The following is a 26,468-nucleotide window of genomic DNA, read 5'->3' as shown; positions in this document are numbered from 1 at the left end:
ATCCATGCACTCAACCGCGGATAAATGACACCGATGAGAGCTGCCCCGCTTCATCCATCACCACCAATTGATAACTGCCCGGCTCATCCAGCACCAGCGCGGCACTCTTGTTGCTCACGTCACGCTCCAGCGGCTGCCCGTTTAAAAACCACCAGCGCTGCTCACCTTGCCCGCCCTGCACCGCAACCGGCATCACCAGCACCACTTTACCCGGCAGCGGCTGTACGCGCTGGCCGTTGATCACACCAGTAATCACCATCGGCGGCGCATTGCCCTGATTGCGCGGCGGACAAGCGGGATCGATCGGCGGCAAGCGCTGCGCACGGCGTTCAGCAACCGGCAGCCAGGGTTCAAGCGGCAGCGGCCACATCAGGCGCTCCCGACTTTGTGCATCCGGGCAATCTGCCGCCACACGCCATCCCCGGCTGTTCTGCCAGTAGCGCTGACGCAAGCCATTGACGCCTTCCTGCCCCGGCGCCAGCAGCGTCGGTGGCACGGTTTGATTCAACACCCAACTCTGACGACGCTGGCGACAGTTTTCGTCGCCGGGAGGCAACGGCTGACCGCCAGGCCAGCAAATGCTCATGGCGCTGACCGAAAGCGGACGCGGATCGCGCGGCGCACCGCTCACCGGCATGTGTCCCGCCAGCACATTATTGACCTGATTCATCACCGGCACCGCCGAGGCAAAACCAAATTGCCCGGCGACCGGCGTGGCATCCGGCCGCCCAACCCACACGCCAATCAGATAGCGCGACGTGATGCCAATCGTCCATGCATCACGGTAGCCGTAGCTGGTACCGGTTTTCCACGCCAAAGGCGCAATCTCCGCCACCGCGCCGCTGGCCGGAGGTTGCGCCGCGCCAGCCAGAATGCGCCGCACAATCCATGCTGCGCCTGGCGACAACAGCGGCCTCTCCTGCAGCGGCTGTGTCGTCAGCCAGCGCAACTGCGCCGCATTGCCGTGACGGGCAAAGGCGCTGTAGGCCGCCACAATCTCATCCATGCGTGTGCCGGTGCCGCCCAGCACCAGCGACAGATTGGGCTCTGCGCCAGCGGGAAAGCGCAGATTCAATCCCACGTTACGCAAGCGCGCGGCGACACTTTTTGGCCCCAGCGCATCCAGCAACTGCACCGCCGGGAGATTGAGCGACCGCTCCAGCGCAGCGCTGGCGCTCACCGGCCCGTGAAAGCCCGAGTCAAAGTTGCCGGGACGATAGTCGCCGAAGCGACGCGGCACATCCTGCAGCAGTGATTCGCCATGAATCAGCCCATCATCCAGCGCCATGCCATAGACAAAAGGCTTCAGCACCGATCCTGGCGATCGCACGCTGGAGATCATATCGACATGACCAAAACGGCTGTCGTCATTGAAATCCACCGATCCGACATAGCCGCGCACTTTCATGTTTTGGTGATCCACCACCAGCAGCGCCAGCGAGGTGCGCGGCGGTAAGTTGTTTTTCAGCGACGTCGCCAGATTCTCCAGTTCGCGCTGCAGCGACACATCAATGGTTGAGGTGATTTTGTTGTCGGGTGACAGCGACAATAGGCGCCGGGCCAGCAGCGGCGCACGTTGCGGCATCTGGCGCGGCGGCAGCCACACCGCTTCTTGTTTAATATCGGCGACAACCTGCGCTGACCAGACGTGATATTGCGCGAGGCGATCCAGCACTTTATTGCGTGCTGCTTCGGCGCGCTGAGGCCAGCGGTCCGGACGCAGGCGGCTTGGTGCCTGTGGCAACACCGCCAGCAGCGCCGCTTCACCTTGGGTAAGTTGCGAAGGCGGTTTCCCCAGCCACATCCAGCTCGCCGCGCCAACGCCCTCCACCGTGCCGCCAAAAGGGGCGCGATTGAGATACAGCGTGAGGATGTCGCGTTTTGAGAGATGATATTCGAGCTGCAGCGCGCGCCACGCCTGCACCACTTTGCCGCGCAGAGTGCGCGGTTGCGGATCGATAAGTCGCGCCACCTGCATGGTGAGCGTGCTACCGCCGGAGACCACGCCGTGATGCAGCACGTTCTGCCCGACTGCACGCACAATCGCCATCGGATTGATGCCGGGATGATGCCAGAACCAGCGATCTTCGTAGGTCAGCAGCGCCTCGATATAGGCAGGCGAGACATCCTCCAGCGTCACCGGATAGCGCCAAATGCCTTGCGGGTCAGCAAAGCGCCACAGCGGCGTACCGTCTTCGGCCACCACCACGCGCGCCGGCTGTAACTCATGCAGCGGTAGCGGTGTAAGGCGATCCAGTAGCCACAGCGCGGCCAGCAGCAGCAGTAAAAAAAGCGGCAGCCAGCGCCACCGCTTTAGTCGCTTACTTCCAGACATCAATGCTTAACGCACATTGAGTTTTTCCGGCGTGCTGCCAATCGCGCGCCATTCCGGCACATACATCGATTCCACCTGCGGCGGCGGCAGGCGATAGCTGCCCGGCGTCACCGCACGCGCCAGATACAGCAGCGTGCCCGGCGTGTAGCCATCGAGCGCCAGCGCGGCGACAAAGCGGTCGTCACGGAATTCGATGTGCTTGATGTTGGCTTGCTGCATATCCATCATGCTCTCTTTCAGCGCGTCGGCACTGTCGCCTAAACTGGCGCTGCTGTCGCTCAGGTTCTGGTTTTCCAGCTCCAGTCCGGCAGGCAGCAGATCCACCACCAGCGCATCACTGACGCGCTCGCTGGCCGCGACTTTGAGCCGCACCACCAGCAGTTCGCCACTTTTCAGGTTGGTGAGATCCGCCGGCTTACCCTCCAGCGTGAAGTACTCACGACTGATCTGCAGCACGTTGCTCATAGGCGACGGTGCGGTGCGCGGATAACCCACCACATTCAGCGTGCCGTAAAGCGGCGACGCGTTGTCGCTTTTCACCGACACGCCCTGACGCAGCTGATCTTCCGTCATGCCAATATTGAGCGGCTGATCACTGCTGAGCGGTTCCGCTTTACCCTGCAGGGTCGCCTGCCAGCTTTCACCTTTGTGCTGCTGCAAGGTGCGAGCGGCGAGGAACAACGCGTTGTTTTCCTGGGTCGAGAACCAGCGCTGTCCGTGCACGGCTTTTGCCAGCTCGATCAACAACGGACCTTGCATCTCCGGCAGCAGCTGGTTTTCTGTCAGCAGCGACAGAATCAGCGCGCGATCGCGCACCGGGCTGCCGTAATCGCCGAGCCAGCTGTTGGGTTTACGTTCCAGGCCAATGCCCTGCGCCAGCGCCAGTTGTGCGCGCTGTTGATCGCCCATCAGCTTCAATGCCACGCCAAGCTGCACCATCGCCAGGCCCGATTTAGCCCGATCGCGCTTTTCATACAGCGCACGCAACGCACCGAGCGGCGCCTGCTGCTGACGCGCCAGCACCAATCCGGCATAAGCCTGCACGCTGAAACGCAAGCCATCGGCATCGCTGCTCCAGCTGGTTTCGATCTGCGCGGGATCCTGCAGATAGCGCAGCAGACGTTCGTCGGCACGGGTAATCACGCCATCCGGTACGCCGTAACCGGCTTCGCTGGCGCGCAGCAGGAAATCGGTGACGTAAGCCGTCAGCCAGAACTCTTCCTGACTCTCTTTGCTCCACAAACCAAAGCTGCCGTTGCCGCGCTGCATGCCGGCAAGACGCGCGATGCCGGTATCAATTGAGGCGCGACGCGCTTCATCGTTACTGGTTTTGATGCCCATCGCCGTCAGCTGCGCATGATTGGTGAACACCGACGGCCAAATGCCGCTGGCGGTCTGTTCAAGGCAGCCATAAGGATAGGCGTACAGCGAACGGATATAGCTGGCGATATTCAGCGGTGGACGGTTACTGAGCGACAGCTGTCCGCTCAAGGTATCCTGCTGCAAGCCATTGAAGGCGCTGGCCATCACCTGCCAGTTCTGACCGGTTTGCATCACGTTATCGAAACTCAGCGTTTGTGCCGGATAGGCCGGACGCACGCCAATTTTCCATTTACGCTCGCTCGCTGCCAGCGTTTCGCCCGGCAAACTCATGCCGGAAACCCTGACCTGTACCTCGCCTTCACCGAAGCCCCCCAGCGCTCTGACCGGAATTTGCAAGGTGGTGCGCGCGCCTTGCGCCAGCTGCACGCTGGCAGGGATGTTGCCGTTCAGGGCGATCTGGCCGCTGGCGCTGATGTTGATTTTCAGCGTTTGCGGTTGATCGGTGAGGTTAGTGAGATCCAGCGCCAGCGTAGATTGATCGCCGCTGGCCAGGAAGCGCGGCGTCGCCAGTTCACTGATCAATGGCGCGGCAACCACCAGCTTACGATCGGCCGACCCGAAGCTGTCGTCGCTCCACACCTGCGCCATCAAACGCAGTTCGCCATTAAACGCCGGAATCGGCAGTTCCAGCGTACCTTCGCCATTGGCATCCAGCGTTACGGGCTGCAACTGCTGCGCCACGATCTGCACATCAGTGACCGGTTTTTTGCCGCCGCGCGACAGCGCATCCGCATCGTCGCCGTCACCACCAAAGCGCAGCGCGGCCAGTTTGCCACCGCCTTCAATCAGTTGACCAAACACATCGTATTGATCGGCGTTATAACGCTTGCGGCCAAAGAACGCTTCCCACGGATTCGGGGTTTTGTAGTCAGTGATGTTAAGCACGCCGCTGTCCACCGCCGAGAGTAATACCTGAACCTGCTTCGGCAATGCGCCACCTTCACGGCTGGCTTTGACCTGCACTTTTAGCGTCTGCTCAGGACGGATCTTATCCGGCGCGTCGAGCGCTAAGCTGAGGCGGCGCGCTTCGGTCGCCATCGGCAGATGCAGCAAGCCCACCGCGCGTTTCGGCGTGACGCCGCTGGCCTTGTCGCCGTCGCGCACCACGATGGCGCTGAGATAAAGATCGTGTCGCTTCCAGCTGTCGCTAATCGGTACATCAATGGTTGCGCCGCCCGCCGGAACCTCCAGCGGTTGCCACCACAGCGTGCCGCTGCTGGATTCCACCATCAGATAGCCTTTGCCGGCAGCAGGCGACTCCACCTGCACATGCGCGGTGTCGCCCGCCTGATAGGCGGTTTTATCAATTTTCAGTTTGACCTGATCCGGACGCAGCGCGCCGGTGCCGTTGGTATTGTCCTGCCACCCATATCCGGCCTGGAAGCGTACGCTGCTCATGATATTGTCGCCGGCATGCACTTCCAGGCGATAGGTGCCCCACTCCACCGGGAAACTCACTTTCTGGCTGCCGCCCGCCGCAATAGAGATGCGCTGCTGATCCTCCTGCAGATCCTTTTGATCGAAGCGCGATTGCCATCCTTCGCTGTCAGAGAAGCTCCAGTAATAGTCGCGGCGTTCGTGGATCAGGCGCACATCAAGATCTGACGCCGCCAGTTTTTCGCCCTGCGGATTGGCGTAGACCACGTCGAATTCCGCGAGGCTGTTTTCTGCCACGGTCGGCTCATCGTGATAACGATCGCTGCGATAGTCATATACCGATTCACTGCTAAACAGCGGACGGATGCCGGGCAGCGCCGCTGCCGGCCAAATCGCCTGAGTCGCGCGGCGCGTCACCGGACGGCCGCCGGTTTCCAGCAGGCTGGCTTGCAGAATCAGATTGAGCGGTGAATGGCTCTCTTTCCAGCTGCTCTCAACGTTAAGCTGCAGCTTGCCGCTCTCATCCAGCTTCTCATCCACATCATCGAGCGAACGTTTCAGCTCTTCAGTGATATCGCCAAATTGATAGCCGGGCAGCGCGGCCACCGCTTCACGCGCGGGACGCAGGAACAGCTGCCCTTGCAGCTCGTTACCCGCAGCCGGCGCGCCGTACAGATAGCGGCCTTCAACAGCAAAGGTGACGTCGTCATCCGGCACCAACGGCTGCGCGCTGTTGGTCAAATCCAGCGCCATGCGCTCCGGCAGGAAGTCTTCGACGTGGAACGGCCAGCTGCGCGGCTGGTTGTCGCCACTGTTGATACGCAGCATCCATTCGCCGGTCATCGCCGCAGCCGGTATCGCGAAGCGATGTTGATAGACGCCGTTCTCCGGCTGCCAGACAAAGGTCTGCGACACTTCGCCATTCGGCTGCACCACGTCGGCTTTCACCGGCTGCGGCGGCAACGGTTTGCCATCAGCATCACGCAGCAGCGCGTTGACGATCACCGTTTCACCCGGACGATAGAGATCGCGCGGACCAAATACGAACAACTGTTTGTCGTAGCCTTGCGGACCATCAATCGGGAACTCCGCCAGATCCAGCGCCGGACGATTAAGATCGATCAGCGAAGTTTGGTCCTTTTGTGTCGCCAGCAGCAGCTTGCCTTTAGCATTTGCCGGTAGGCGCAAATGACCGTTGCTGTCACTGGTGCCACTGGCGAGTTGTTTTCCTTTCTCATCCAGCAGCTGCACGCTAACGTCACCAAGTGGCGCGCCGTTGCTCAGGCTTTGGGCAAACAGTTCCAGCTGTTCAGGGAATTGGTGCAGCGACAAACCGATGTCGCTCAACGTAAACAGTGTCGCCGGTTGCGTGTAGTTGTAGGTTCCGGCCTGTTTCATCACCGCCAGATAGACGCCCGGCTGCTTCAGCGCATCGACATCGCCCAGCGGCAGCTGCATTTTCTCGCGCGTGTTGCGTGCCGGATTAAGATCGAAGCGGGCGCCGTAAACCAGATCGGCATTTTTCAGCAGCTCGCGTGATTCCCAGTACGACATATTGTTGCCGTAATTCCACTGCGCCAGAAAATCGGCCAGCGAGGCACTTTTCACGCGGAAGAAATCGACGTCGACGTTATTCACATTCAGCGCCAGCACCGGCAATCCCTGCGTCAGACGCAGCGGCAGCAGCGATCCGCGACTGGCAAAACCCACCATCGGCTGGATATCGCGCGTGGTGAGCGATTGGCTAAAAGATTTCGATAAGGTGCTGCCATCGGCCGCTTTGAGACCGGCATCGACGTTAACCGTCAACTTGCGCGACGGTTCAGGATGACGAAAACGCAACGCTTTACCGTTTGGCGCCAGCTCCCAGCCGCCATCAACCTTGCCGCTTTTCTCATCGATAATCTGCACGCGCGCAGCGAAATCCTGCTTCGCTTCAAGCGGCGTGTTGAAGCTCAACACCAGCGCGGCGGCGCCGTCGAGTTGCAGCTCGGAGAGATCGATAACCGACAGCGATTTCTGCGTTGCTGTTGCGGTTGCCGCTTCCTCCGCGTGTATCGTCAAGGTCCCGCCGCCCAGTAATCCAGCACCGATCAGCGCGCTGAGCAGCAGCCGGTTAAAACGTTTTGCCATGGTAATTCCCTCACCAGTCCCAGAAGTTAAGAAAACGTCATTCCGCGCAATTTCACATCAACCCGCCAACTTTAGCAATCACACCCTTGAGATAGCGTTCACATTCCCGGAGACTGGTCGTTTCCCGTTTGCTGAGAAGAGGTTGCTATGACAGCCATATTTGTGTCCGCTGATTGGTTGAAAGAACATTACACCGAGGAAACATTGCAGGTGCTTGATGCCCGCATGTTACCGCCTGGCCAGGAAGCCGTACGTGATGTGCAGGCTGAATATCTGGCTGGTCATCTGCCGAATGCGCCGTTCTTCGATATTGAAGCCTTGTCCGATCACACCAGTGCTTATCCACACATGATGCCCCGCGCCGAATCCTTTGCGGTGGCAATGCGCGAATTGGGCGTCAGCCAGGACAAACATCTGGTGGTGTATGACGAAGGCAACCTGTTTTCGGCTCCGCGTGCGTGGTGGATGCTGCGCGCCTTTGGCTGCGAAAACGTGTCGATTCTGGCCGGAGGATTACAGGGCTGGAAGGCAGCCGGTTTCGATGTCGCCACCGGCCCGGTTAGTTTGCCGGAAGGTGAATTCGAAGCGACTTATGATGGCGCACAGGTGAAACGTCTGACCGACGTGCTGCTGATCAGCCACGAAGGCGGCGCGCAGATTGTCGATGCCCGTGCGGCGAACCGTTTTAACGCCGAAGTGGATGAACCGCGTCCGGGCTTGCTGCGCGGGCATATTCCCAACAGCCTGAACGTGCCGTGGAACAGTTTAGTGGTAAATGGTGAATTGAAACCGGCAGCGGAACTGCGCGATCTGTTTGCTCAGGCGGGGGTAAAACTGGATCAGCCGGTGATTGCCAGCTGCGGTTCGGGTGTCACGGCGGTGGTGGTGATTCTGGCGCTCACCTCGCTGGGTGTGCGGGATGTGACGCTGTACGACGGTTCGTGGGGCGAATGGGGCAGCCGCGACGATTTACCGATCGAGAAGTGATAGCAGGTCGCCATCAATGGCGACCACGCATTATATAATCCGCTGACTGCCCTTAAAATCGCGCAGGAAACTGCCCCAGCGACGTTCATAGAACGGCGTGATGTGGGCAGTAAAGAAGTGGCTCACGCCGCGATCTTCATTAACCACTTCACAGATATCAATGGGCGCATCATCCGCAAGCGTATCCGTCGCTACACCGCCCGCCGCCTGAATAATCTCATCGATATCGCTATCAGCTTCGATACCAATCAGCAGGTTCGGTGCTTCGCTGGCGCTTTCACGAATGCTGGCGATGTAAGCACGGCGTACCTGTTTGTACTTGGCAAACAGTTGCGTTAACGAATCAATCATCTGCGCTGGCGGCTCGGCCACTTCGGACAACAGCAACGCATGACCACCTTCCAGCACGGTTTGCTGGCTCAGCGCACTGCCCTCTTCGCCAATCAAATGGGCGATTTCACCCGGCGAAAACTCTTTACCCGCAGGCAGTTTCGGATTGAGGAACAGCGTTTCGCCTTGCGTGATTTCAAACAGCGTGCGCACCGGCATGCGCAGGTAAGGTTGTTCATCTTTGATGGCCTCGCCCATCGCCTCTTCCGAGGTGAAGAACGGGATCACGCTACCGCCATCCTCTTTTTCCCAATGCTGTAATTCGACCGGCGAAGTCGCATCAAACTGTTCGGCGGGACTTTCGCCTGGCACCCACACATCGGCTTCCAGCAGCAGCTGGAAAAATTCCGGACGGTGCGCAGGCTCAGTAGCCGCCAGCTTCAGCACCTCTTCAAGACGGTTACTCATTTATCGTATTCCAAAAAAGACGGCAAGCTTGCGCCTGCCGTGATGAGGATTATTTCAGTAACAGATTGGCGACGGTGCGCACACCCAAACCGGTCGCACCTGCGGACCACTGATCCACCGCGCTTTTGCGGTACGTCGCGGAGCAGTCAATGTGCAGCCAGCCTTGCTGATATTTGCTGACGAAATGCGATAGGAACGCCGCCGCACTGCTGGCACCCGCCGCATGTGACGGGCTGGCGATGTTATTCAGATCGGCAAAGTTCGAAGGCAGATGGCTGCGATGGAACTCGGCCAGCGGCAGACGCCAGAATGCTTCGTTTTCGCCGGTTGCGCTGCCAAGCAGCGATTCCGCCAGAACATCGTCAAAGGTAAACAGCGCGTGATAATCGTTACCCAGCGCGGTTTTCGCCGCGCCGGTCAGCGTTGCCGCATCGATCAGCAGTTCAGGATTTTGCTCGCTGGCATCGATCAGGCCATCGGCCAATACCAGACGACCTTCCGCATCAGTGTTCATCACTTCCACGGTTTTACCGTTGCGATAGCGAATGATGTCGCCCAGACGGAACGCGTTGCCGCTGACCATGTTGTCTGCGCAGCATAGATACAGCTTCACGCGCTTATTCAGACCGCGTGAAATCGCCAGCGCCAGCGCGCCAGTCAGCGTTGCCGCGCCGCCCATGTCGGACTTCATTGAGTCCATGAAAGCGCTCTGCTTCAGGCTGTAACCGCCGGTATCAAAGGTGATGCCTTTACCGACCAGACAGGCGTAAACCGGCGCATCTTCATCGCCAGTTGGATTGAAATCCAGCGCCAGCAACACCGGTGCGCGCGTGGAGCCGCGGCCCACGGTGTGGATACCGGCGTAACCCTGAACACGCAAATCGTCACCTTTGGTGATGCGATAGCTGACTGCTTTGCCGCCCACTTCGTTGATCAGATCAACCGCGTTGTGCGCCAGCTGTTCCGGGCTAAGATCTTCCGCCGGCAGGTTGATGGTGTCGCGCACCCAGTCAACAATCTTCAGACGACGTGCAAATTCAGCCTGATCGTCTTCATTGAATTCCGGCCACTCGACCTGACGTTTGCCTTTCGGGCTGCGGTAGCCTTGCCAGAACGCCCAGCACTTTTCCACATCCCAGCCTTCGCCCTGCAGCGAGACGTGACGAATGCCCTGCCCGTCCAGCTTGCGCCCCGCGCGCTGGATGCTCATCAGCGCGTCTGCGCCAGTAAGGTGAACGGTCATGCCACTTTCGTTGCTGCTCAGCAGCGCTTTGTCACCCCAGCGCGCATCGGCGGCCTGGGAGCTGAGCGTAATTATCATCGGTTGTGTTGTCATCGCGTGGCTCCGTTTGCGTTAGGTGTCACCTTGCGCCAGAACCGGCGCAAGGGGTGCATGAATTAGCGGGCGTTTGCCGCAGGCGAAAGTGCCCGCAGACGTGTTACCGCTTTATTGACCAGCTCGATAGCGTACTCAATTTCCTCTGCGCTGGTGAAGCGTCCGAGCGAAAAACGCAGCGAGCTGTGTGCCAGCTCCTGCTCAACGCCCATCGCGCGCAGCACATAGGAAGGTTCGAGACTGGCCGAGGTACAGGCGGAACCGGATGACAGCGCCAAATCTTTCAGCGCCATAATCAGCGATTCGCCATCGACGTGGGCAAAACTGATATTGAGGATGTTCGGAGCGCCCTGCTCCAGCGAACCGTTGAGGTTCACGTTACCCAATTGACTAATACCGCGCCACAGACGCTGGCGCAGCTCGGCCAGACGCGCCATTTCGCTGCTCATCTCTTCACGCGCAATCCGGTAGGCTTCGCCCATGCCGACAATCTGATGCACCGGCAACGTGCCCGAACGCATGCCGCGCTCGTGACCGCCACCGTGCATCTGTGCATCAATTTGCAGACGCGGTTTACGACGCACCCACAGCGCGCCGATGCCTTTCGGTCCATACAGCTTGTGCGCTGAGAACGACATCAAATCCACCGGCAGTTCAGTGACGTCAATCGGCAATTTGCCGACGCTTTGCGTGGCATCAACGTGAAACAGGATGTCACGCGCACGGCACAGCGCGCCGAGTGCGGCGATGTCCTGAATCACACCGGTTTCATTATTGACGTGCATCAGCGACACCAGCACCGTGTCGTCGCGCAGTGCAGATTCGAGCATCTGCGGCGTAACGATACCGTCGCTGCCCGGCTGTAAGAAGGTGACATCAAAGCCTTCGTGCGCCAGTTGCTGGCAACTGTCGAGCACCGCTTTGTGTTCGGTTTGGCTGGTAATAATGTGTTTGCCGCGCGCCTGATGGAATTGCGCGGCACCTTTGATCGCAAGGTTGTCCGCTTCGGTCGCGCCGGAGGTAAAAACGATTTCACGGGGATCGGCATTGACCAGCTCAGCAACTTGATTGCGAGCCACATCAACAGCTTCTTCAGCCTGCCAGCCAAAACGGTGGGAACGGGACGCGGGGTTACCGAAAGTGCCATCCATTGTGAGGAACTGCATCATTTTGGTGGCAACACGCGGATCCGCAGGCGTAGTGGCTGCGTAATCCAGGTAAATCGGTAATTTCATTGCGCTAAAACTCCGTATAAAAAATCATACGTCTTTATAGCACATTCGGCCTCGCCCGTATGAACAGGAAAGGCCGAAGGAGAACTGATTAAGCGCGCAGATTAACGTTGATGGTTTCTTGCACACGATGCTGCTGGAAGCGGCGATTATCGACAGTGTTCTGACGATCGGCCACTTCAAGGATTTCCTGATTATTCACCAGTTCCGCCAGCGTGATGTTGTTGAGGAAGTCGCTGATGCGCTCACTCAGATCACGCCACAAAACGTGGGTCAGGCAACGCTCGCCGCCCTGGCAGCCCTCTTTGCCCTGGCATTTAGTGGCATCGACAGATTCGTCAACGGCGGTAATAACCGCGCCCACAGCAATCGCGCTTGAATCTTTGCCTAACAGATAACCGCCACCTGGACCACGAACGCTGGCCACTAAGCCGTGCTTACGCAGACGTGAGAATAACTGCTCCAGATAGGACAATGAGATGCCCTGACGCTCAGAAATGTCAGCTAGCGGCACCGGGCCCTCATTGGAGTGCAGTGCAACGTCCAGCATAGCGGTTACGGCATAACGTCCTTTGGATGTCAGTCTCATAGCATACAACCTCGTAAGCGTCCGTCCGGTTATCGGCGGGTTATCTGAAGAATTGACGCCAGTCTGACATTCCTGAGTAAAACGGTCAACTATTTAACCAAGTAAATTGCTCAACTATTTAACCAACTGTTTTACTCAACTATTATCCACATTACCTTTGCGCTTTTCGAACGATGCCATCATGCCGCGCAGGATGTTCAGTTCGTCGCGTTCGGGGCGCGCACGTGTATATAAACGACGCAGCTTGCTCATCACCTGGCTTGGCGTGCCTTCACGGATAAAGCCGCTGTTCAGCATCATCTGTTCGATGTGCTGATAGAAGCGCTCCAAATCGTCAACCAGCGGATACGGTGATTCGACAGGCTCTTCCGTCGGCGCGGCTTTTTCCTGCGCGTCCAGCCAGGCCATGCGCACTTCGTAAGCGATAATCTGCACCGCCATCGCCAGATTCAGTGAGCTGTATTCCGGGTTCGCCTGAATCGCGACGTGATAGTGACATTTCTGCAACTCTTCGTTAGTCAGGCCCACGCGCTCGCGGCCAAACACCAACGCCACCGGCGCCTGCTGGCCCTCTTCCACGCTTTTAATGCCGCACTCGCGTGAATCCAACATGGGCCACGGCAGTGAACGTGAACGTGCGCTGGTGCCAACCACCAAACTACAACCGGCAATGGCTTCATCCATGGTATCGACAATGCGCGCATTACCAATGACATCGCTGGCACCGGCGGCGAGGGAAATGGCCTGTGAATCTGGTTTCACCAGCGGATTGACCAGATAAAGGTTGGTTAAGCCCATAGTTTTCATCGCGCGTGCGACGGAGCCCATGTTGCCGGTGTGCGACGTTTCTACCAGTACGATTCGGATATTCTGCAGCATAATTAGAGGCGGTCAGGGAAATGATGGCGCGCATCCTAACATAAAAAGAGGACATTTGCTGAACACGCTGATATACTCCGCGCCGTTTTCCCCGTTCTTTAACATCCAGCGAGAGATACCGATGCATCCGATGCTCAACATAGCCGTGCGCGCCGCGCGCAAGGCCGGAAATTTAATTGCCAAGAATTATGAAACCCCGGACGCTGTCGAAGCCAGCCAGAAAGGCAGCAACGACTTCGTTACCAATGTTGACCGTGACGCAGAACGTCTGATTATCGAAGTAATTCGTAAATCGTACCCGAAACACACCATCATCACCGAAGAAAGCGGTGAGCTGGCGGGCGAAGATCAAGACATTCAATGGGTAATCGATCCGCTGGATGGCACCACCAACTTCATCAAACGTTTACCACACTTCTCCGTTTCTATCGCTGTGCGCATCAAAGGCCGCACCGAAGTGGCTGTGGTTTACGATCCAATGCGCAACGAACTCTTTACCGCCGTACGCGGTCAGGGCGCTCAGCTGAATGGCTATCGCCTGCGCGGCAGCACGGCGCGCGATCTGGATGGCACCATCCTGGCGACCGGCTTCCCGTTCAAGTTGAAGCAGCACGCAACCCCTTACATCAACATCGTTGGCAAACTGTTCACCCAGTGCGCTGATTTCCGTCGCACCGGTTCGGCGGCGCTGGATCTGGCTTACACCGCTGCAGGTCGCGTTGATGGTTTCTTTGAGATTGGCCTGAAGCCGTGGGATTTTGCGGCGGGCGAACTGCTGGTTCGTGAAGCGGGCGGTCTGGTGACTGACTTTACCGGCAACCACGGTTACGTGATGTCAGGTAACATCGTTGCGGGTAACCCACGCGTAGTGAAAGCAATGCTGGCATCGATGCGTGAAGAGTTAAGTGAAGCGCTGAAGCGCTAAATGCGAGAAGGCGGCTGAATCAGCCGCCTTTTTTTTGTTACCGACGTTCGTGGCTTAATACCTGACGCGGTTGCGTCTTGCGACCCACGCGCCCCAGCAATGCTGCCAATACAGCTTCAATCACCAGCATAAAGAAGGTGAACCAGCTCGCTTTCGCCGTTGCGGCCGCCGCTTGCTCAGCCACTTCACGGGCTTTTTGCTCCGCCTGCTGTTTCAACTCCTGGTACTGTTGCACGGCTTTTTTATAGCTCTCCTCGGTTTGAGTTACAATCTGCTCAACCTCTTGATCGCTTTTACCGGTGCGCGCTTTGATAATATTTTTCAGCGCATCACGATCGGCAGCTTGCAATGTATCTGAGTGACGATTCATAACGCCTTTCAACCAATTAGCCAGATCATTATCAGCATTCTGTGGATTTTGTGCCGTTTGCTCTGCTTGATTTTGCGCGTTATTGGCTTCGTTATTTACATCCTTTTGCAGATTCTCAGGTTGTAATTCTGTCTTGCCGGTTTGACGCAGCGTAGTTTGTAATTCGTTTTTTAAATCATCTAAATTGATATTACTTTCCTGCAGCTTCTCTTTTGCCATATTGGTCAGTGATGGCGCCGCTGCGGAAATTCCATTACCAACAGCATTTACGCCGGCGCCTAAAATATTAAACGCACCGCCAATAACGCCAGTCGCCAGGGTAATCGCGAGCCATAATGTCAAAATGGTGCTAACACCAAACATCAACAAACCATGCATCGCCCCTTCGCGCTGCGCCAGACGCCCCGCAACGTAGCTACCTACGCCCATGGCAATCAGCATACTCACGCCGGTCCAGATTAACGCGCCGGTTCCCAGATGCTGCAGCGGATTTTGTTCCTGTTGTGGATCGATGGTTGTTGCACCAATCGCTGTACCCAATATCCCCAATAAAATATGAATGATTAGCGCAGCGATAACGCCGGCAAATACTGCGCTCCATGAAATACGTTTTAATGGTAGGCCGCCATGCACGTCGTGCACCGTATCTACGCTGCCATTATTAATCCGAGTTTCAGGCATCGTTTTCTCCTCGCAGAATATTTCGCTGAAATTTTATAATTGCTAATCCACCAGGATATTGACTGGTGTAATTGAGCTTAGACAGAGAAATCTATTTTCACCAGCGCGCTAAGCGGAGATATTTAATTAACTGTTGAGGGGGAGAATACTTGCAACAGTGGAATATTTACACTACCCAAATATCCTTAATGTCAGAAAGGACGAATTCCACCGCCGATGCCCGGCGAGGCACTTTGCCATAATGCAACGCCCGCAACGATTAACAGCACGCTACCTAACATGGCGAGCAGCGGCACCAGCAGCCTGGTCGCAGGATGAGTACCGCCGGCCTGCCCTAAGCGCTGAGCCAGCAGACGGGAGCGCTGCACTAACAAGCCGAGCGCCGAAACCGTCACAGCAGTGCCCAACGCCATCGCCACGGCAGAGGCGACGCCCCACGCATACACACCAATCACTTTGGCAAACAGCAGCATCATGATGGCGCCGGAACAGGGCCGCAGCCCCATGGAAAACACCACCAGCGCCTGCGTTTTAGCGCTAACTGCCTGATCCATCTGCGCAGCGCTGGGCAGATGCGCATGTCCGCAGCCGCAGTGTTCATCGTGCTGATGCGCTGGGCGAATAGCGTGGATCTGCAACTTTGGCTGAGGACGCCATTGCTGACGCAGCGATCGCAATGCACGCCAACCGACCCAAATACCCAGCGCGACGACTAACAGATAACAGCCCTTCTCTAGCCAGTAACTGCCGAGATGCATCTGACGCGACGAGGTTTGCAGTACCACCAGCATCAGCGTTACCAAACCAATCGCCACGCCGCCCTGCAGCAAAGCAGCCAGCAACGTTAGCTTCATGCTGGTTTTCAACTTTGCCGGATGGGTGGCAAGAAAGGTAGTGATCACCACTTTGCCGTGTCCCGGCCCCAGCGCATGCAGCACGCCGTAAGCGAGGCTGAACAGCATCAGCGTCACGCCCGCATGCTGCGGTTGTTCAGCCACCTGCTGCAAAAGCTGCGTCATTTCGCGATTGAGGATTTTTTGCCACAGCACGCTTTGCAGCAAAATCTGCGACCAGTGCTGCCACAGCAGCACGCCCACTAGCAGCAATAACGCCGCCATCAGCCACAGCGGCCATAAACGACGTGAACGGGAGGGAAGCGAAATCAGTGACATGTCAGTGTCACCGTTTGGGCGAATTGCTGGCCAAGATCCATATCCTCTGGCGGCGCATCGGCTTTATCCAGCGATAGCGCATATTGCTTCAGCGAGTCATCCGGTTTCGGCGTATGCAGATCGATCTGGCAATGCGATTTAACGGTGTCGTCCATGGTTAATGCCTGTGGATTATCGTAATACATATCAACAAAGTAGCTGGGATCAAAAGTCTGAATGCGATACTGCTTCGCGCTCAATAACTGCGGCTCGCCAAACGGCACGATAAACTCCAGCACCGCTTTGTTGCCGTTGCGCGATAAGTTGTACTCTTTCGGCAGATTGAGAAATTTGACCCGATTTTTGTCCTGCCACACTTCGGTGAAATAGTGCTGACCGAGCACATTTGCCATCACCTGCGCCGCCAGCTTTTTCCACACTACATCACCGGGCTTGGCTTTACCTGCGTCGTATAACAGATCGGCGGAGGTTATCTCATCCATGGTCCACACCATTTTCATGCCGCTAAGATGTTGGTTGTCACTGATGAACTCGGTTTTCATGTCAATGAAGCTATGCGGATGTGACCAGGCTGCGGTGCTGAACAACAGCGTAAACGTAATGAGTGCAATTTTCATGTGTTATAAAGTAACAATTTTAAAGTGAAGTGTAGAGTGGCCCAGAAAAATTGTGACCCGCCCTAAAGCTCTGAACAAAAGTCACGACAAAGTGCAAGGTTACCGCGTGGAGTTAGCTATTCTTAGCTCAAAAGTGACCTGCGGATAAACCATTGATGAGTTCTGCACCCTCCTCTGCACCACTCTTCAGCCGTTCCCAGCGTCGTTGTCATCTGTTACTGCTGCTATTTCTGCCCGCTCCCGCGTTGACGCTTGAAAAGCTCTGCCAGTTAAATGGCGTGGCGCCTGTTGTCGCCCGACAGGATATCGCGGATGTGGGAGAGGAGATACAGCGTTACCATCAACTGGAGCTACACCAGATGGTCGATGGCAGCTTTCGCATACACGGGACGGAACTGGACAGGCGGCTGTGCCTGATCCACTGGCTGCGACGCGCGCTGCGTTTGTCGCAGGATTTTGTCTGCGAGCATTTTGCCCCGGTGCTGCGTCAGCGCCTGAAAGTCCTGAAAATCGAGAAAGCGCTGTGGGATGAAACCAACTTGCAGGCGCTGATTCAGCACTGCAGCCTGCGTCTGGCGCGCGACTTCAGCCCGCGCGACCGCATGTTTCTGCAAATCTTCATGAAGTATGCGCTGTGCCAGCGCCAAAACGCCTTGTTCAATGACGGACAGCGCGCGTGGCTGGCGGAAAAAGTCGAACGTGCTGCCGCCGACGACGTCATCCATCACTGGCAGAAGCGCTGCCACTTAGCGCCGGATGTAAGCGAGACCGACTTCTGGACGCTGCTATTTAGCCTGATTCACGCGCCAACCGCTACGCAGCTGGAGCATCCGCAGGCAGTAAAGCTGATGCAGTCAGTGGAAGCGCTGATTGCGCGCTTTGAGCAGTTGGCACAAACCACCTTCAGAAATCGCGCCGAACTCACTCAGCAACTCTTTACGCATCTGGCGCAGGCGCTGGATCGCAGCCATTTTGCCATCGGCATCGATAACAGCGTGGCGCTGGATGTCGCACGACTCTACCCGCGTCTGCTGCGTACCACGGAACGCGCACTTGAGCATTTCAGCCGTAACTTTGCCACGCGCTTTAGTGCTGAAGAGATAAGTCTGGTGGCGGTGCTATTTGGTGCCTGGCTGATGCAGGAGAGTGCATTGCAGGAAAAGCAGGTGCTGCTGCTGACGGGCGCGGATGCGGCGCTGGAGCAGTTGCTGGAGCAGCAGCTGCGGGAAATGACGCTGCTACCGATCAACATCAGCTATCAGGACGTCGTGCATTTTCAGCGTGAAGGCGCGCCGCGCGATATCGCGCTGGTGATCACGCCGTATGCCATTTCATTGCCGCTGTTTTCACCGCCGCTAATCCAGGCGGAGCTGCCGCTGAGTCGTCATCAGCAGCAGCGTATTCTCCAGTTGCTGGAGAATTAAGCGGCGCGCGGACGCAGGAACAACGCCGGCAGCGCCACTAACGCCATCACCCAGAACAGATGTCCTTGCAGATGCGTAAACAGCACGCCGCAAATCATAGTCATCACCGCAATACCGCCGCCCATGGCCAGCGCCGAATAGAGCGATTGCAGACGAATCACTTCCGCGCCTTTGCGCGCGGCAATAAACCGCATCGCCGCTAAATGGCAGACGGTAAAGCTGCCGCAGTGCAGAATTTGCGCCACGATCAGCAACGGCAACGCGGTGCTGGATCCCAGCATTGTCCAGCGGATAATGGCGCACACGCCTGATAACAGCAGCAGATCGCGCGCACTCCAGCGGCGGAACAGTCGGCTGCTGAGAGCAAAAATGATGATTTCAGCCACCACGCCCAGCGACCACAAGTAGCCAATAATCGACGCGGAATAACCGCTCTCATGCCACCAGATCGCGCTGAAGCTGTAGTAAGCCGCATGCGCGCCCTGCAACAATGTCACGCATAACATGAAACGCCACACCGCATTTTCGCGCAGCAAATCACGCCATGCCTGCCAGCCACCATCGGTTGACGTCTGACGTTCACTGCCCTGCGGCTTCGTCGCTGGCGTTAACATCATCCCACCTAACATGCCGATCGCGCCCAGTGACAGCAGCACCAGAATCGCCTGCGATGAGAACGCCGTGACAAGCATGCCGGTTAAGGCAGAGCTGAAGACAAACGCCAGCGAGCCCCACAAACGAACCGGGCCATATGTCAGACCAATTTGCTGCGTCCAGGTGGCGGCCAGCGCATCACTCAGCGGCACCAGCGGTGAGAAAAACAGGTTGAAGCCGATCATCACGAACAGCAGCCACATCCACTGTTGTCCCAGCCAATAACCGATAGCGAACAGGCACGTCATCAGCGCCAGCAAGCGCAGCGCAGTGATCAGCTGTGAGGGATTTTTTACCTGCGAGGCAATCAGCAAACTGCCGACAAAGCGCGCCACCATGCCGCACCCCAGCAGCAGACCGATTTTTTCTGCATCAAGTCCGGTGCCTTTGAGCCACACGCTCCAGAAAGGAAGGTAAATGCCGTAACAGAAGAAGTAAGTGAAGTAGCCCAAACCGAGCCATTTGGCGGAGCCGATTGCCATATTCCCTCCAGCAAAAATGCTGCTGAGCAGCACGAGTGGGCGCTACTTTGTCAGAGCACTGCTGCGACGGCAATAAAAAAGGATGGCTTGCACCATCCTTTTTTGCACTGCATCGAGAAGCGTAAAGCTTACGCGTACACCGGCAGACGGCTGCAGATTTCCAGCACTTTCTGTTTGGTACGTTCGATGGTCGCTTCGTCGTTGATGTTGTCCAGCACGTCAGCGATCCAGCCAGCCAGCTCGCGAACGTCAGCTTCTTTGAAGCCACGACGCGTCACCGCTGGGGTACCGATACGCACGCCAGAGGTCACGAACGGGCTCTTCGGATCGTTAGGTACGCTGTTTTTGTTCACGGTAATGTTGGCGCGGCCCAGAGCGGCATCGGCTTCTTTACCGGTCAGGTTTTTGCTGACCAGATCGATCAGGAACAAGTGGTTGTGTGTACCACCGGAAACGATGTTGTAACCGCGCTCCAGCAGAACTTCCACCATCGCTTTCGCGTTCTTAGCCACCTGCTGCTGATAAGTCTTGAACTCTGGCTCCATCGCTTCTTTGAACGCCACCGCTTTACCGGCGATCACGTGCATCAGAGGACCGCCCTGACCACCCGGGAACACCGCGGAGTTCAGTTTTTTATACAGCTCTTCGTCACCGTTTTTCGCCAGGATCAGGCCGCCGCGCGGACCCGCCAAAGTTTTATGGGTGGTTGAAGTCACGATGTGGGCATGAGGAACCGGGTTCGGATAGACGTCTGCGGCGATCAGGCCCGCAACGTGTGCCATATCGACGAACAGGTAGGCGCCAACGCTGTCTGCGATTTCACGCATTTTGGCCCAGTCGCACACGCCAGAGTAAGCAGAGAAGCCGCCGACGATCATTTTTGGCTTGTGGGTTTGTGCCAGCTCAGCCAGTTCTTCGTAGTTGATTTTGCCGGTTTCATCGATGCCGTAAGGGATAACGTTGTACAGCTTACCCGACAGGTTTACCGGGGAACCGTGCGTCAGGTGACCACCGTGCGCCAGGTTCATACCCAGAATGGTGTCGCCTGGCTGCAGCAGCGCGGTGTAAACCGCGAAGTTGGCCTGAGAACCGGAGTGCGGCTGTACGTTAGCGAAATCTGCGCCGAACAGCTCTTTAGCGCGATCGATCGCCAGTTGTTCAACGATATCGACGTATTCACATCCGCCGTAATAGCGTTTGCCCGGATAGCCTTCGGCATATTTGTTGGTGAGCTGTGAACCTTGGGCCTGCATTACGCGTGGGCTGGTGTAGTTTTCAGAAGCAATCAGTTCAATGTGCTCTTCCTGACGCACTTTCTCTTGCTCCATAGCCTGCCACAACGCGGCATCATAATCGGCAATGTTCATATCACGCTTTAACATCCGGACTCTCCTGACTCAGCTAACTTTTTAACGGCAGTTTAGGCCCCGGCTAGGGGGCGAAGGCGAACAGTGTAAACGGTTTTGACAGGTGACGGTAGCGTCAATCCCCTCTTTTTGCGCAAACGATTGGCATGGCGCTGGAACGGGTTTTTTACGCTTTTTTGCAAGCCAGAAAATCACGAAATTTGCTCACTTTCATGGCGAAAGAATTTCAGCTTTGCGCGCCAGCCCGCACCTTTCTTGCTTAATCCTTAATCACAACAAGGGATTTACAGGCGCTTCGATTACCCATAAGATGCATTTAAAATACATGTTTAAATTCACTCTGAGGATTTCACCATGCTCGACGCGCAAACCATCGCTACCATCAAATCGACCTTGCCCGCCATTGCCCAGGTTGGACCGCAGCTGACCGGCCATTTCTACCAACGTTTACTGACGCAACATCCTGAACTGAAAAACGTATTCAACATGAACAATCAGCGCAGCGGCAATCAGCGGGAAGCGTTGTTTAACGCCATTGTGGCTTATGGCAGCAACCTGGAAAATTTGGCCGTACTGTTGCCGGCGGTGGAGAAAATCGCGCAGAAGCATGCCAGCCTGAACATTCAGCCCGAGCAGTATGCGATTGTGGGTGAAAACCTGCTGGCGACAATTGATGAGCTGCTGCATCCGGGTGAAGAAGTGCTGACCGCATGGGGCAAAGCGTACGGCGTGCTGGCTGATGTGTTTATCCAGCGTGAAGAAGCCATCTATTCGGCCTCCGAAGAGAAAACCGGCGGCTGGCGCGGTGCGCGTGATTTTCGTATTCGCGCTATCAATCAGGAGAGTTCGGTGATCACGAGTTTTGAACTGGTGCCAAACGACGGTAAGCCGGTGGCAACCTTTCTGCCAGGGCAGTATCTGGCCATCAGCCTACAACCGGCAGGCTGTGAAAATATTCAGCATCGCCAGTATTCGCTGACGCACCAGCCAAATGGGCAATTTTATCGCATCGCGGTTAAACGCGAAGCGCTGGGCAGCGTGTCGGGCTGGCTGCATGATCGTGCGCAGGTGGGCGATATTGTGCAGTGCGCAGCACCAGCCGGTGATTTCATCCTGCAGGCTGAAGCCGCTACGCCGATTACGCTGATCTCTGCTGGCGTCGGCCAAACTCCAATGCTGGCGATGCTGGCTACTCTGGCGCAGCAGCAACATCCGGCGGCGGTTAACTGGCTGCACGCCGCGGAAGCTGGTTCGCAGCATGCGTTTGCTGAAGAGGTGAAATCCCTCGGCGCACGCCTGCCAAACTTCACCAGCCACGTTTGGTATCGGCAACCAGAAAGTGCCGATGTCGGACGTTACGACGCTCAGGGCTTGATGGATTTGGCGAGCGTGTCCTCCGCGCTGAACCAGTCCGATCGTCAGTTCTGGATCTGTGGTCCGCTGCCGTTTATGCAGTTTGTCGCACGTCAACTGGTCGATGCCGGCATCAATGCCGATCGCATCCACTACGAAGTATTTGGCCCGCACAAGGTGCTGTAAAACAAAAAAGCCTGCGCAAGGCAGGCTTTTACAGGCAATGCGCGAAGGGGCTTAAATCGCCTCTTCGTCCTCTTCACCGGTACGGATACGCACTACGCGCGCCACGTCAAAGACAAAGATTTTGCCGTCGCCGATTTTGCCGGTCTGCGCGGTTTTCATAATGGTTTCTACGCAGGTATCGACGATATCGTCACCTACCACCATTTCGATTTTCACTTTTGGCAGAAAATCGACCATGTACTCAGCGCCGCGATACAGCTCAGTGTGACCTTTCTGGCGACCAAAGCCTTTCACTTCACTGACGGTCATCCCGGTGATGCCCACTTCCGCTAAGGCTTCACGTACATCATCGAGTTTGAATGGTTTGATAATTGCATCGATCTTTTTCATGACAGATCCTTTTTTACTCCCTCCATGATGGACGGATACCGTTAGTATAATTGTTCCTGACGCTGCCGCAGCAAGCTACTCTTTAAATTCGCTGGCGTCCAATTCATGGCGCGACAGCAGCTTATAGAATTCAGTGCGGTTACGTCCAGCCAGACGCGCAGCGTTGGTGACATTTCCTTTGGTCATCTGCAGCAGTTTACGCAGATAGTTCAGCTCAAATTGATTACGTGCTTCGACGAAAGTCGGCAGCGCGGTATTTTCCCCCGCCAGCGCCTGTTCAACCAGGGCATCACCGATGACCGGCGCGGTACTCAAGGCGACGCACTGTTCAATCACGTTGACCAGCTGACGTACATTGCCCGGCCAGGCGGCGCTGACCAGCCGCTTCATCGCATCCACCGAAAAGCTACGCACGAAAGGTTTATGGCGATCGGCGGATTGGCGCAGCAGATGATTCGCCAGCAGCGGGATATCTTCAGCGCGCTCGTGCAGCGCGGGAATTTTCAGATTCACCACGTTAAGACGATAGTAGAGATCTTCGCGGAAACTCTTCTTCTCCATCGCTTTGGGCAAATCGCGGTGCGTCGCGGAAATAATCCGCACGTTGATATCCAGATCGCGGTTGCTGCCTAACGGCCGCACTTTGCGCTCCTGCAGCACACGCAGCAGTTTCACCTGCAGCGCCTGAGGCATGTCGCCAATCTCATCAAGAAACAGCGTGCCGCCTTCCGCCGCCTGGAACAGACCTTCACGTGCGCTGACCGCGCCGGTAAAGGCCCCTTTAGCGTGGCCAAACAGTTCGGACTCTAAAAGTTGTTCCGGCAGCGCACCGCAATTGATGGCGATGAACGGCTTGGTGGCGCGCGGGCTGGCGGCGTGAATCGCCTGCGCCAGCACTTCTTTACCGGTGCCGCTTTGCCCATTGATCAGCACGCTGACGTCAGATTGCGCCACCATGTGCGACTGCTCCAGCAAGCGCAGCATCTGCGGATTGCGCGTCACAATCGCTTCGCGCCAGCCGTCATCGCTGATCGGCGCGCGTTGAGCCAGCGCTTCATCTATCGCTTTATATAAGGCATCACGATCGACCGGTTTGGTCAGAAAGCTGAACACGCCTTGTTGCGTGGCGGATACTGCTTCAGGGATCGAACCGTGCGCGGTGAGAATGATCACTGGCAAGCCCGCATGACGTTTCTGCACTTCGCCGAACAGCGCCAGACCATCCATTTCGTCCATGCGCAGGTCGCTGATCACCAAGTCGACCTTCTCTTTCTGCAGATGGCGCAGCGCTTCCGGCCCGCTGGCGGCCGTCGCCACCTGATAGCCTTCGCTGCTCAGACGCATGCCGAGCAGTTTCAATAAGCCCGGATCATCATCCACCAGCAATAAACGTGCGGCTTGTTTCATGGTTACTGATCCTCACTTTGCACATCGCTGCCGCCGTGCGATGTGTCGCTGCTATCAGGCGCTTTACGCGACGACAGCTGGCGTTCAATGTCGGTTAAACGCTCTAACTTGCGTTGGGTATCGGCCAGCGACTGACGCATTTTGGTTTGCTGCTGGCGCAGGTTATCCATCTCCGCGTCATTACTCTGCTGCAAAGCGGCGTAGCGTCCACGCGCTTCGCTCAGCTCCAGTTGGGCCGCCTGATTGCTGCGCCACAGCTGGAGCAGCGGACGCACCGACGCCGGATAAGCCGCGCTGTAACCATCTAAGGTAGTGACGAAATCACGCCGCTCAACTGGCGTGACGTTACCGTTCGCGAGCAAAATGCCCTGCTTGAAGGCGCGCGCCCAGCCTTGTACCGGCCAACGACGCGCTTCTGCACGCGCTTCGGCCGGCGATAAGCGCTCGGCGCAATCCATGGCGCGCTGCCAATAGAGCGGATTGCCTGCGGCGGCTGGCGTTTCGATTTGCCACACGTTTTGGCAATCGGTCGCCAGATAATCCGGCAGGCGTACCTCCGGTTCAGGCACGCTAACGCCATTATGCTGCGTACGATCTTGTGACGGTGCCTGGCAGGCGCTGAGGCCGAAAACCAGCACTGCACTGGCCACAAGTTTGAATAGGGTTAGTTTCATTAATCAGGCATTCCCGGCGCTGGTCGTCAGAATGATACGAAAACAGACATCCGCATCCTTGCGCGTTACCAACTGCAGATCGCCGTGCATCCTGCGCAGACAATCTTTGGCGATGCTTAAGCCCAGCCCGCTGCCTTTAACCGGCCCTTTGCGCTGTTGGCTGCCCTGATAAAAGGGCTCAAAAATCATCGCCTGCTCTTCAGCCGGAATCGGTGTGCCGGTGTTTGCCACCTCAATCCATACCTGGTTGCCCTTCTGCTGGCTCTGCAGCCAGATGTTACCGGATTCGCTGCCGTAGTTCACGGCGTTCGAATAGAGGTTATCGATCACCCGCTGCAGCAGCGTCGCTTCCGCCAGACAGTGATGCACTTGCAGATCAACGTGGGTGGTCATTTCACGCGCATTGGCTGGCAACGAGTGCACTTTTACCACCGAATCAATGATCTCATTTAGCGCCACGGGCTTCAGCGCCATCGGTCCATCGGCCAGCTTGCGGTTGTAATCGAGCAACTGCTCAATTAGCCGCTGTAAATGACGGCTGCTGGTATCGAGAATCGCCACCACTTCCTGCTGCTCGGCATTGAGTGGCCCGGCAACCTGATCGGCCAGCAATTCTGTGCCTTCACGCAGACTGGCAAGCGGCGTTTTCAGCTCATGCGACAGGTGGCGCAAAAATTCGTGGCGCTGCTCTTCCAGCCAGCTTAACCGCTCGCTCAGCCAGACGATGCGCTGCCCCAACGAACGGATCTCACGCGGACCACGGAAACTGCCGCTATCGCCGAGCGCCTTACCTTCGCCCAATCGATTGATCATGCGTTCAACCCGCTTCACCGGACCGATGATCATCCCCGTGAACAGCAAAACCAGCACCAGGCTAATCAGGAACAGAATCAGCGCCTGCCAGCCAAAAAACTGACCGCGATCGGCGATTTCACGCTGCAGCTGTAAGCCGCGCGAAAATACCACTTCACGCGTTGCCTGCACCATTTGCGTGTTGGTATCGGAAAAACGCTCCAGCGCGCTGGCGGCTTGCGCCTCAGGATTGCCGTTATCGCACTGCAGTTGCTGCAGCGAAGGCAAGGTGGTTTGCAGCACTTTGAAGGAAGGCAGATCGGGCAAACTGGCAGCGTGACTGCTGAGCATTTGGCCGTAGCGCGTCCACTGCGTTTGATACAGCTTCGCCAGCGACGCATCGCCGAGCACGCAATATTGGCGGTAGCTGCGCTCCAGCTCCAGCGCGGTACGCGCCATCGCTTCGCTGCGACGCACATCGGTAAAGGTATTGCGGTTGGTATCCGCCGCCTGGTTGCTTAACGCCGAAAGACTTTCCCACGCTTGCCACGCCAGCACCAGTAACGGTAGCAGTACCAGCAGGAAAGCCATTAACACTAACTGCCGCAGGGATCGGGGAAACAGACGCCATTTCATCACAACCGCGCTTCCTTAAATGTGAGCTGCAGGCATGCTAGCGAAGTATCAAAACGGAAGAAAGGCCAGATATGAAAACGGCAGGCCTTTTGGCCTGCCGTGAGAGCGACGCCGCAGCATCGCTTGCAAAATAGGTGGAGCCTAACTCAACGTTGCGCCCGATGTTTGATAACGTTGCAAAGCAAACGATTATCGGTGAGGTGGACGACAGGCTCCGTTTGGTGCGTCATTCGGTTTTTATGAGCTCAGCCGCTGAAGCGGGGCAATCATAAACAGGTGAATGAGCCAC

Annotated in this window: 20 protein-coding genes; 4 read left to right on the top strand and 16 right to left on the bottom strand. The window is 56.9% G+C overall.

What is annotated here, in order from left to right:
- Positions 1-10 precede the first annotated feature (10 nt).
- The gene (pbpC, locus tag MWH02_RS19885; RefSeq protein ID WP_271461296.1) at positions 11-2,335 is read right to left on the bottom strand and encodes a peptidoglycan glycosyltransferase PbpC; all 2,325 of its coding nucleotides are present in this window, start codon (positions 2,333-2,335) and stop codon (positions 11-13) included.
- A 6-nt stretch (positions 2,336-2,341) separates the two neighbouring features.
- Positions 2,342-7,228: an alpha-2-macroglobulin family protein gene (locus MWH02_RS19880; protein ID WP_271461295.1), complete on the bottom strand. Its 4,887-nt coding sequence runs from the start codon at positions 7,226-7,228 to the stop codon at positions 2,342-2,344.
- Positions 7,229-7,375: 147 nt separating this feature from the next.
- On the opposite strand from MWH02_RS19880, the gene sseA reads away from it, so the two are divergent.
- Positions 7,376-8,215 carry a 3-mercaptopyruvate sulfurtransferase gene (sseA, locus tag MWH02_RS19875; RefSeq protein ID WP_271461294.1) on the top strand — a complete coding sequence of 280 codons (840 nt, stop codon included), beginning with the start codon at positions 7,376-7,378 and terminating at the stop codon, positions 8,213-8,215.
- Between the two features lie 30 nt (positions 8,216-8,245).
- Here the strand turns inward: sseA and sseB are convergent, their stop codons facing one another.
- The 5 genes from sseB to trmJ form a co-directional block, all read right to left on the bottom strand.
- Positions 8,246-9,013 (bottom strand): enhanced serine sensitivity protein SseB, encoded by a 768-nt coding sequence (gene sseB, locus MWH02_RS19870; protein ID WP_137386289.1) that lies wholly within the window; start codon positions 9,011-9,013, stop codon positions 8,246-8,248.
- 49 nt (positions 9,014-9,062) lie between these two features.
- Positions 9,063-10,349 carry an aminopeptidase PepB gene (pepB, locus tag MWH02_RS19865; RefSeq protein ID WP_101763480.1) on the bottom strand — a complete coding sequence of 429 codons (1,287 nt, stop codon included), beginning with the start codon at positions 10,347-10,349 and terminating at the stop codon, positions 9,063-9,065.
- A 62-nt stretch (positions 10,350-10,411) separates the two neighbouring features.
- On the bottom strand, positions 10,412-11,584 hold the full coding sequence (locus MWH02_RS19860) for an IscS subfamily cysteine desulfurase (RefSeq protein ID WP_110868265.1): 1,173 nt from the start codon (positions 11,582-11,584) through the stop codon (positions 10,412-10,414).
- 88 nt (positions 11,585-11,672) lie between these two features.
- The gene (gene iscR / locus MWH02_RS19855; RefSeq protein WP_008108287.1) at positions 11,673-12,170 is read right to left on the bottom strand and encodes a Fe-S cluster assembly transcriptional regulator IscR; all 498 of its coding nucleotides are present in this window, start codon (positions 12,168-12,170) and stop codon (positions 11,673-11,675) included.
- Between the two features lie 135 nt (positions 12,171-12,305).
- A complete protein-coding gene (gene trmJ / locus MWH02_RS19850) occupies positions 12,306-13,049 on the bottom strand; it encodes a tRNA (cytosine(32)/uridine(32)-2'-O)-methyltransferase TrmJ (RefSeq protein WP_110868266.1) in 744 nt (247 codons plus the stop codon).
- 121 nt (positions 13,050-13,170) lie between these two features.
- Between trmJ and suhB the strand changes: the two genes are divergently transcribed.
- Positions 13,171-13,974, top strand: coding sequence for an inositol-1-monophosphatase (gene suhB, locus MWH02_RS19845; RefSeq protein ID WP_008108283.1), 804 nt, complete (start codon positions 13,171-13,173; stop codon positions 13,972-13,974).
- A gap of 37 nt (positions 13,975-14,011) precedes the next feature.
- On the opposite strand, the gene MWH02_RS19840 is transcribed toward suhB, so the two are convergent.
- The 3 genes from MWH02_RS19840 to MWH02_RS19830 form a co-directional block, all read right to left on the bottom strand.
- On the bottom strand, positions 14,012-15,025 hold the full coding sequence (locus MWH02_RS19840; RefSeq protein WP_110868267.1) for an MFS transporter: 1,014 nt from the start codon (positions 15,023-15,025) through the stop codon (positions 14,012-14,014).
- Positions 15,026-15,216: 191 nt separating this feature from the next.
- Complete coding sequence (locus MWH02_RS19835) at positions 15,217-16,197, bottom strand: nickel/cobalt transporter (RefSeq protein WP_271461293.1); 981 nt, start codon at positions 16,195-16,197, stop codon at positions 15,217-15,219.
- A complete protein-coding gene (locus MWH02_RS19830) occupies positions 16,188-16,814 on the bottom strand; it encodes a DUF1007 family protein (protein WP_101763474.1) in 627 nt (208 codons plus the stop codon). The genes MWH02_RS19835 and MWH02_RS19830 overlap by 10 nt, the downstream gene beginning before the upstream one ends.
- A gap of 155 nt (positions 16,815-16,969) precedes the next feature.
- Between MWH02_RS19830 and csiE the strand changes: the two genes are divergently transcribed.
- Positions 16,970-18,238: a stationary phase inducible protein CsiE gene (gene csiE, locus MWH02_RS19825; protein WP_271461292.1), complete on the top strand. Its 1,269-nt coding sequence runs from the start codon at positions 16,970-16,972 to the stop codon at positions 18,236-18,238.
- Here the strand turns inward: csiE and MWH02_RS19820 are convergent.
- Together MWH02_RS19820 and glyA are read right to left on the bottom strand one after the other, a co-directional pair.
- On the bottom strand, positions 18,235-19,374 hold the full coding sequence (locus MWH02_RS19820; protein WP_271461291.1) for a 3-phenylpropionate MFS transporter: 1,140 nt from the start codon (positions 19,372-19,374) through the stop codon (positions 18,235-18,237). The two genes, csiE and MWH02_RS19820, sit on opposite strands and share 4 nt — an antisense overlap.
- 128 nt (positions 19,375-19,502) lie before the next feature.
- A complete protein-coding gene (gene glyA, locus MWH02_RS19815) occupies positions 19,503-20,756 on the bottom strand; it encodes a serine hydroxymethyltransferase (protein ID WP_101763471.1) in 1,254 nt (417 codons plus the stop codon).
- A 339-nt stretch (positions 20,757-21,095) separates the two neighbouring features.
- Between glyA and hmpA the strand changes: the two genes are divergently transcribed.
- Entirely contained in the window at positions 21,096-22,280 is a 1,185-nt protein-coding gene (gene hmpA / locus MWH02_RS19810; RefSeq protein WP_271461290.1) for an NO-inducible flavohemoprotein, read from the top strand.
- A 51-nt stretch (positions 22,281-22,331) separates the two neighbouring features.
- Here the strand turns inward: hmpA and glnB are convergent, their stop codons facing one another.
- The 4 genes from glnB to MWH02_RS19790 form a co-directional block, all read right to left on the bottom strand.
- Positions 22,332-22,670 carry a nitrogen regulatory protein P-II gene (gene glnB, locus MWH02_RS19805; RefSeq protein WP_007886217.1) on the bottom strand — a complete coding sequence of 113 codons (339 nt, stop codon included), beginning with the start codon at positions 22,668-22,670 and terminating at the stop codon, positions 22,332-22,334.
- Positions 22,671-22,745: 75 nt separating this feature from the next.
- The gene (glrR, locus tag MWH02_RS19800; protein ID WP_101763469.1) at positions 22,746-24,077 is read right to left on the bottom strand and encodes a two-component system response regulator GlrR; all 1,332 of its coding nucleotides are present in this window, start codon (positions 24,075-24,077) and stop codon (positions 22,746-22,748) included.
- A gap of 2 nt (positions 24,078-24,079) precedes the next feature.
- Positions 24,080-24,751, bottom strand: a complete 672-nt coding sequence (gene qseG / locus MWH02_RS19795) for a two-component system QseEF-associated lipoprotein QseG (protein WP_101763468.1) — start codon at positions 24,749-24,751, stop codon at positions 24,080-24,082.
- Positions 24,752-24,754: 3 nt separating this feature from the next.
- Entirely contained in the window at positions 24,755-26,182 is a 1,428-nt protein-coding gene (locus MWH02_RS19790) for a sensor histidine kinase (protein ID WP_101763467.1), read from the bottom strand.
- Between the last annotated feature and the right edge of the window lie 286 nt (positions 26,183-26,468).

The sequence above is a fragment of the Pantoea leporis genome (assembly GCF_028048155.1).
In the GTDB taxonomy this organism is placed as follows: Bacteria; Pseudomonadota; Gammaproteobacteria; order Enterobacterales; family Enterobacteriaceae; genus Pantoea; species Pantoea leporis.
This window is presented reverse-complemented; position numbering and strand designations above follow the sequence as displayed.

Excerpts from the sequence above, each read along its gene's own strand:
- glnB (WP_007886217.1), bottom strand. The coding sequence starts at position 22,670 with ATGAAAAAGATCGATGCAATTATCAAACCATTCAAACTCGATGATGTA.
- MWH02_RS19835 (WP_271461293.1), bottom strand. The coding sequence starts at position 16,197 with ATGTCACTGATTTCGCTTCCCTCCCGTTCACGTCGTTTATGGCCGCTG.
- pepB (WP_101763480.1), bottom strand. The coding sequence starts at position 10,349 with ATGACAACACAACCGATGATAATTACGCTCAGCTCCCAGGCCGCCGAT.
- glyA (WP_101763471.1), bottom strand. The coding sequence starts at position 20,756 with ATGTTAAAGCGTGATATGAACATTGCCGATTATGATGCCGCGTTGTGG.
- MWH02_RS19830 (WP_101763474.1), bottom strand. The coding sequence starts at position 16,814 with ATGAAAATTGCACTCATTACGTTTACGCTGTTGTTCAGCACCGCAGCC.
- MWH02_RS19820 (WP_271461291.1), bottom strand. The coding sequence starts at position 19,374 with ATGGCAATCGGCTCCGCCAAATGGCTCGGTTTGGGCTACTTCACTTAC.
- trmJ (WP_110868266.1), bottom strand. The coding sequence starts at position 13,049 with ATGCTGCAGAATATCCGAATCGTACTGGTAGAAACGTCGCACACCGGC.
- qseG (WP_101763468.1), bottom strand. The coding sequence starts at position 24,751 with ATGAAACTAACCCTATTCAAACTTGTGGCCAGTGCAGTGCTGGTTTTC.
- MWH02_RS19860 (WP_110868265.1), bottom strand. The coding sequence starts at position 11,584 with ATGAAATTACCGATTTACCTGGATTACGCAGCCACTACGCCTGCGGAT.
- iscR (WP_008108287.1), bottom strand. The coding sequence starts at position 12,170 with ATGAGACTGACATCCAAAGGACGTTATGCCGTAACCGCTATGCTGGAC.
- MWH02_RS19840 (WP_110868267.1), bottom strand. The coding sequence starts at position 15,025 with ATGCCTGAAACTCGGATTAATAATGGCAGCGTAGATACGGTGCACGAC.
- sseB (WP_137386289.1), bottom strand. The coding sequence starts at position 9,013 with ATGAGTAACCGTCTTGAAGAGGTGCTGAAGCTGGCGGCTACTGAGCCT.
- hmpA (WP_271461290.1), top strand. The coding sequence starts at position 21,096 with ATGCTCGACGCGCAAACCATCGCTACCATCAAATCGACCTTGCCCGCC.
- glrR (WP_101763469.1), bottom strand. The coding sequence starts at position 24,077 with ATGAAACAAGCCGCACGTTTATTGCTGGTGGATGATGATCCGGGCTTA.
- suhB (WP_008108283.1), top strand. The coding sequence starts at position 13,171 with ATGCATCCGATGCTCAACATAGCCGTGCGCGCCGCGCGCAAGGCCGGA.
- csiE (WP_271461292.1), top strand. The coding sequence starts at position 16,970 with ATGAGTTCTGCACCCTCCTCTGCACCACTCTTCAGCCGTTCCCAGCGT.
- sseA (WP_271461294.1), top strand. The coding sequence starts at position 7,376 with ATGACAGCCATATTTGTGTCCGCTGATTGGTTGAAAGAACATTACACC.
- pbpC (WP_271461296.1), bottom strand. The coding sequence starts at position 2,335 with ATGTCTGGAAGTAAGCGACTAAAGCGGTGGCGCTGGCTGCCGCTTTTT.
- MWH02_RS19880 (WP_271461295.1), bottom strand. The coding sequence starts at position 7,228 with ATGGCAAAACGTTTTAACCGGCTGCTGCTCAGCGCGCTGATCGGTGCT.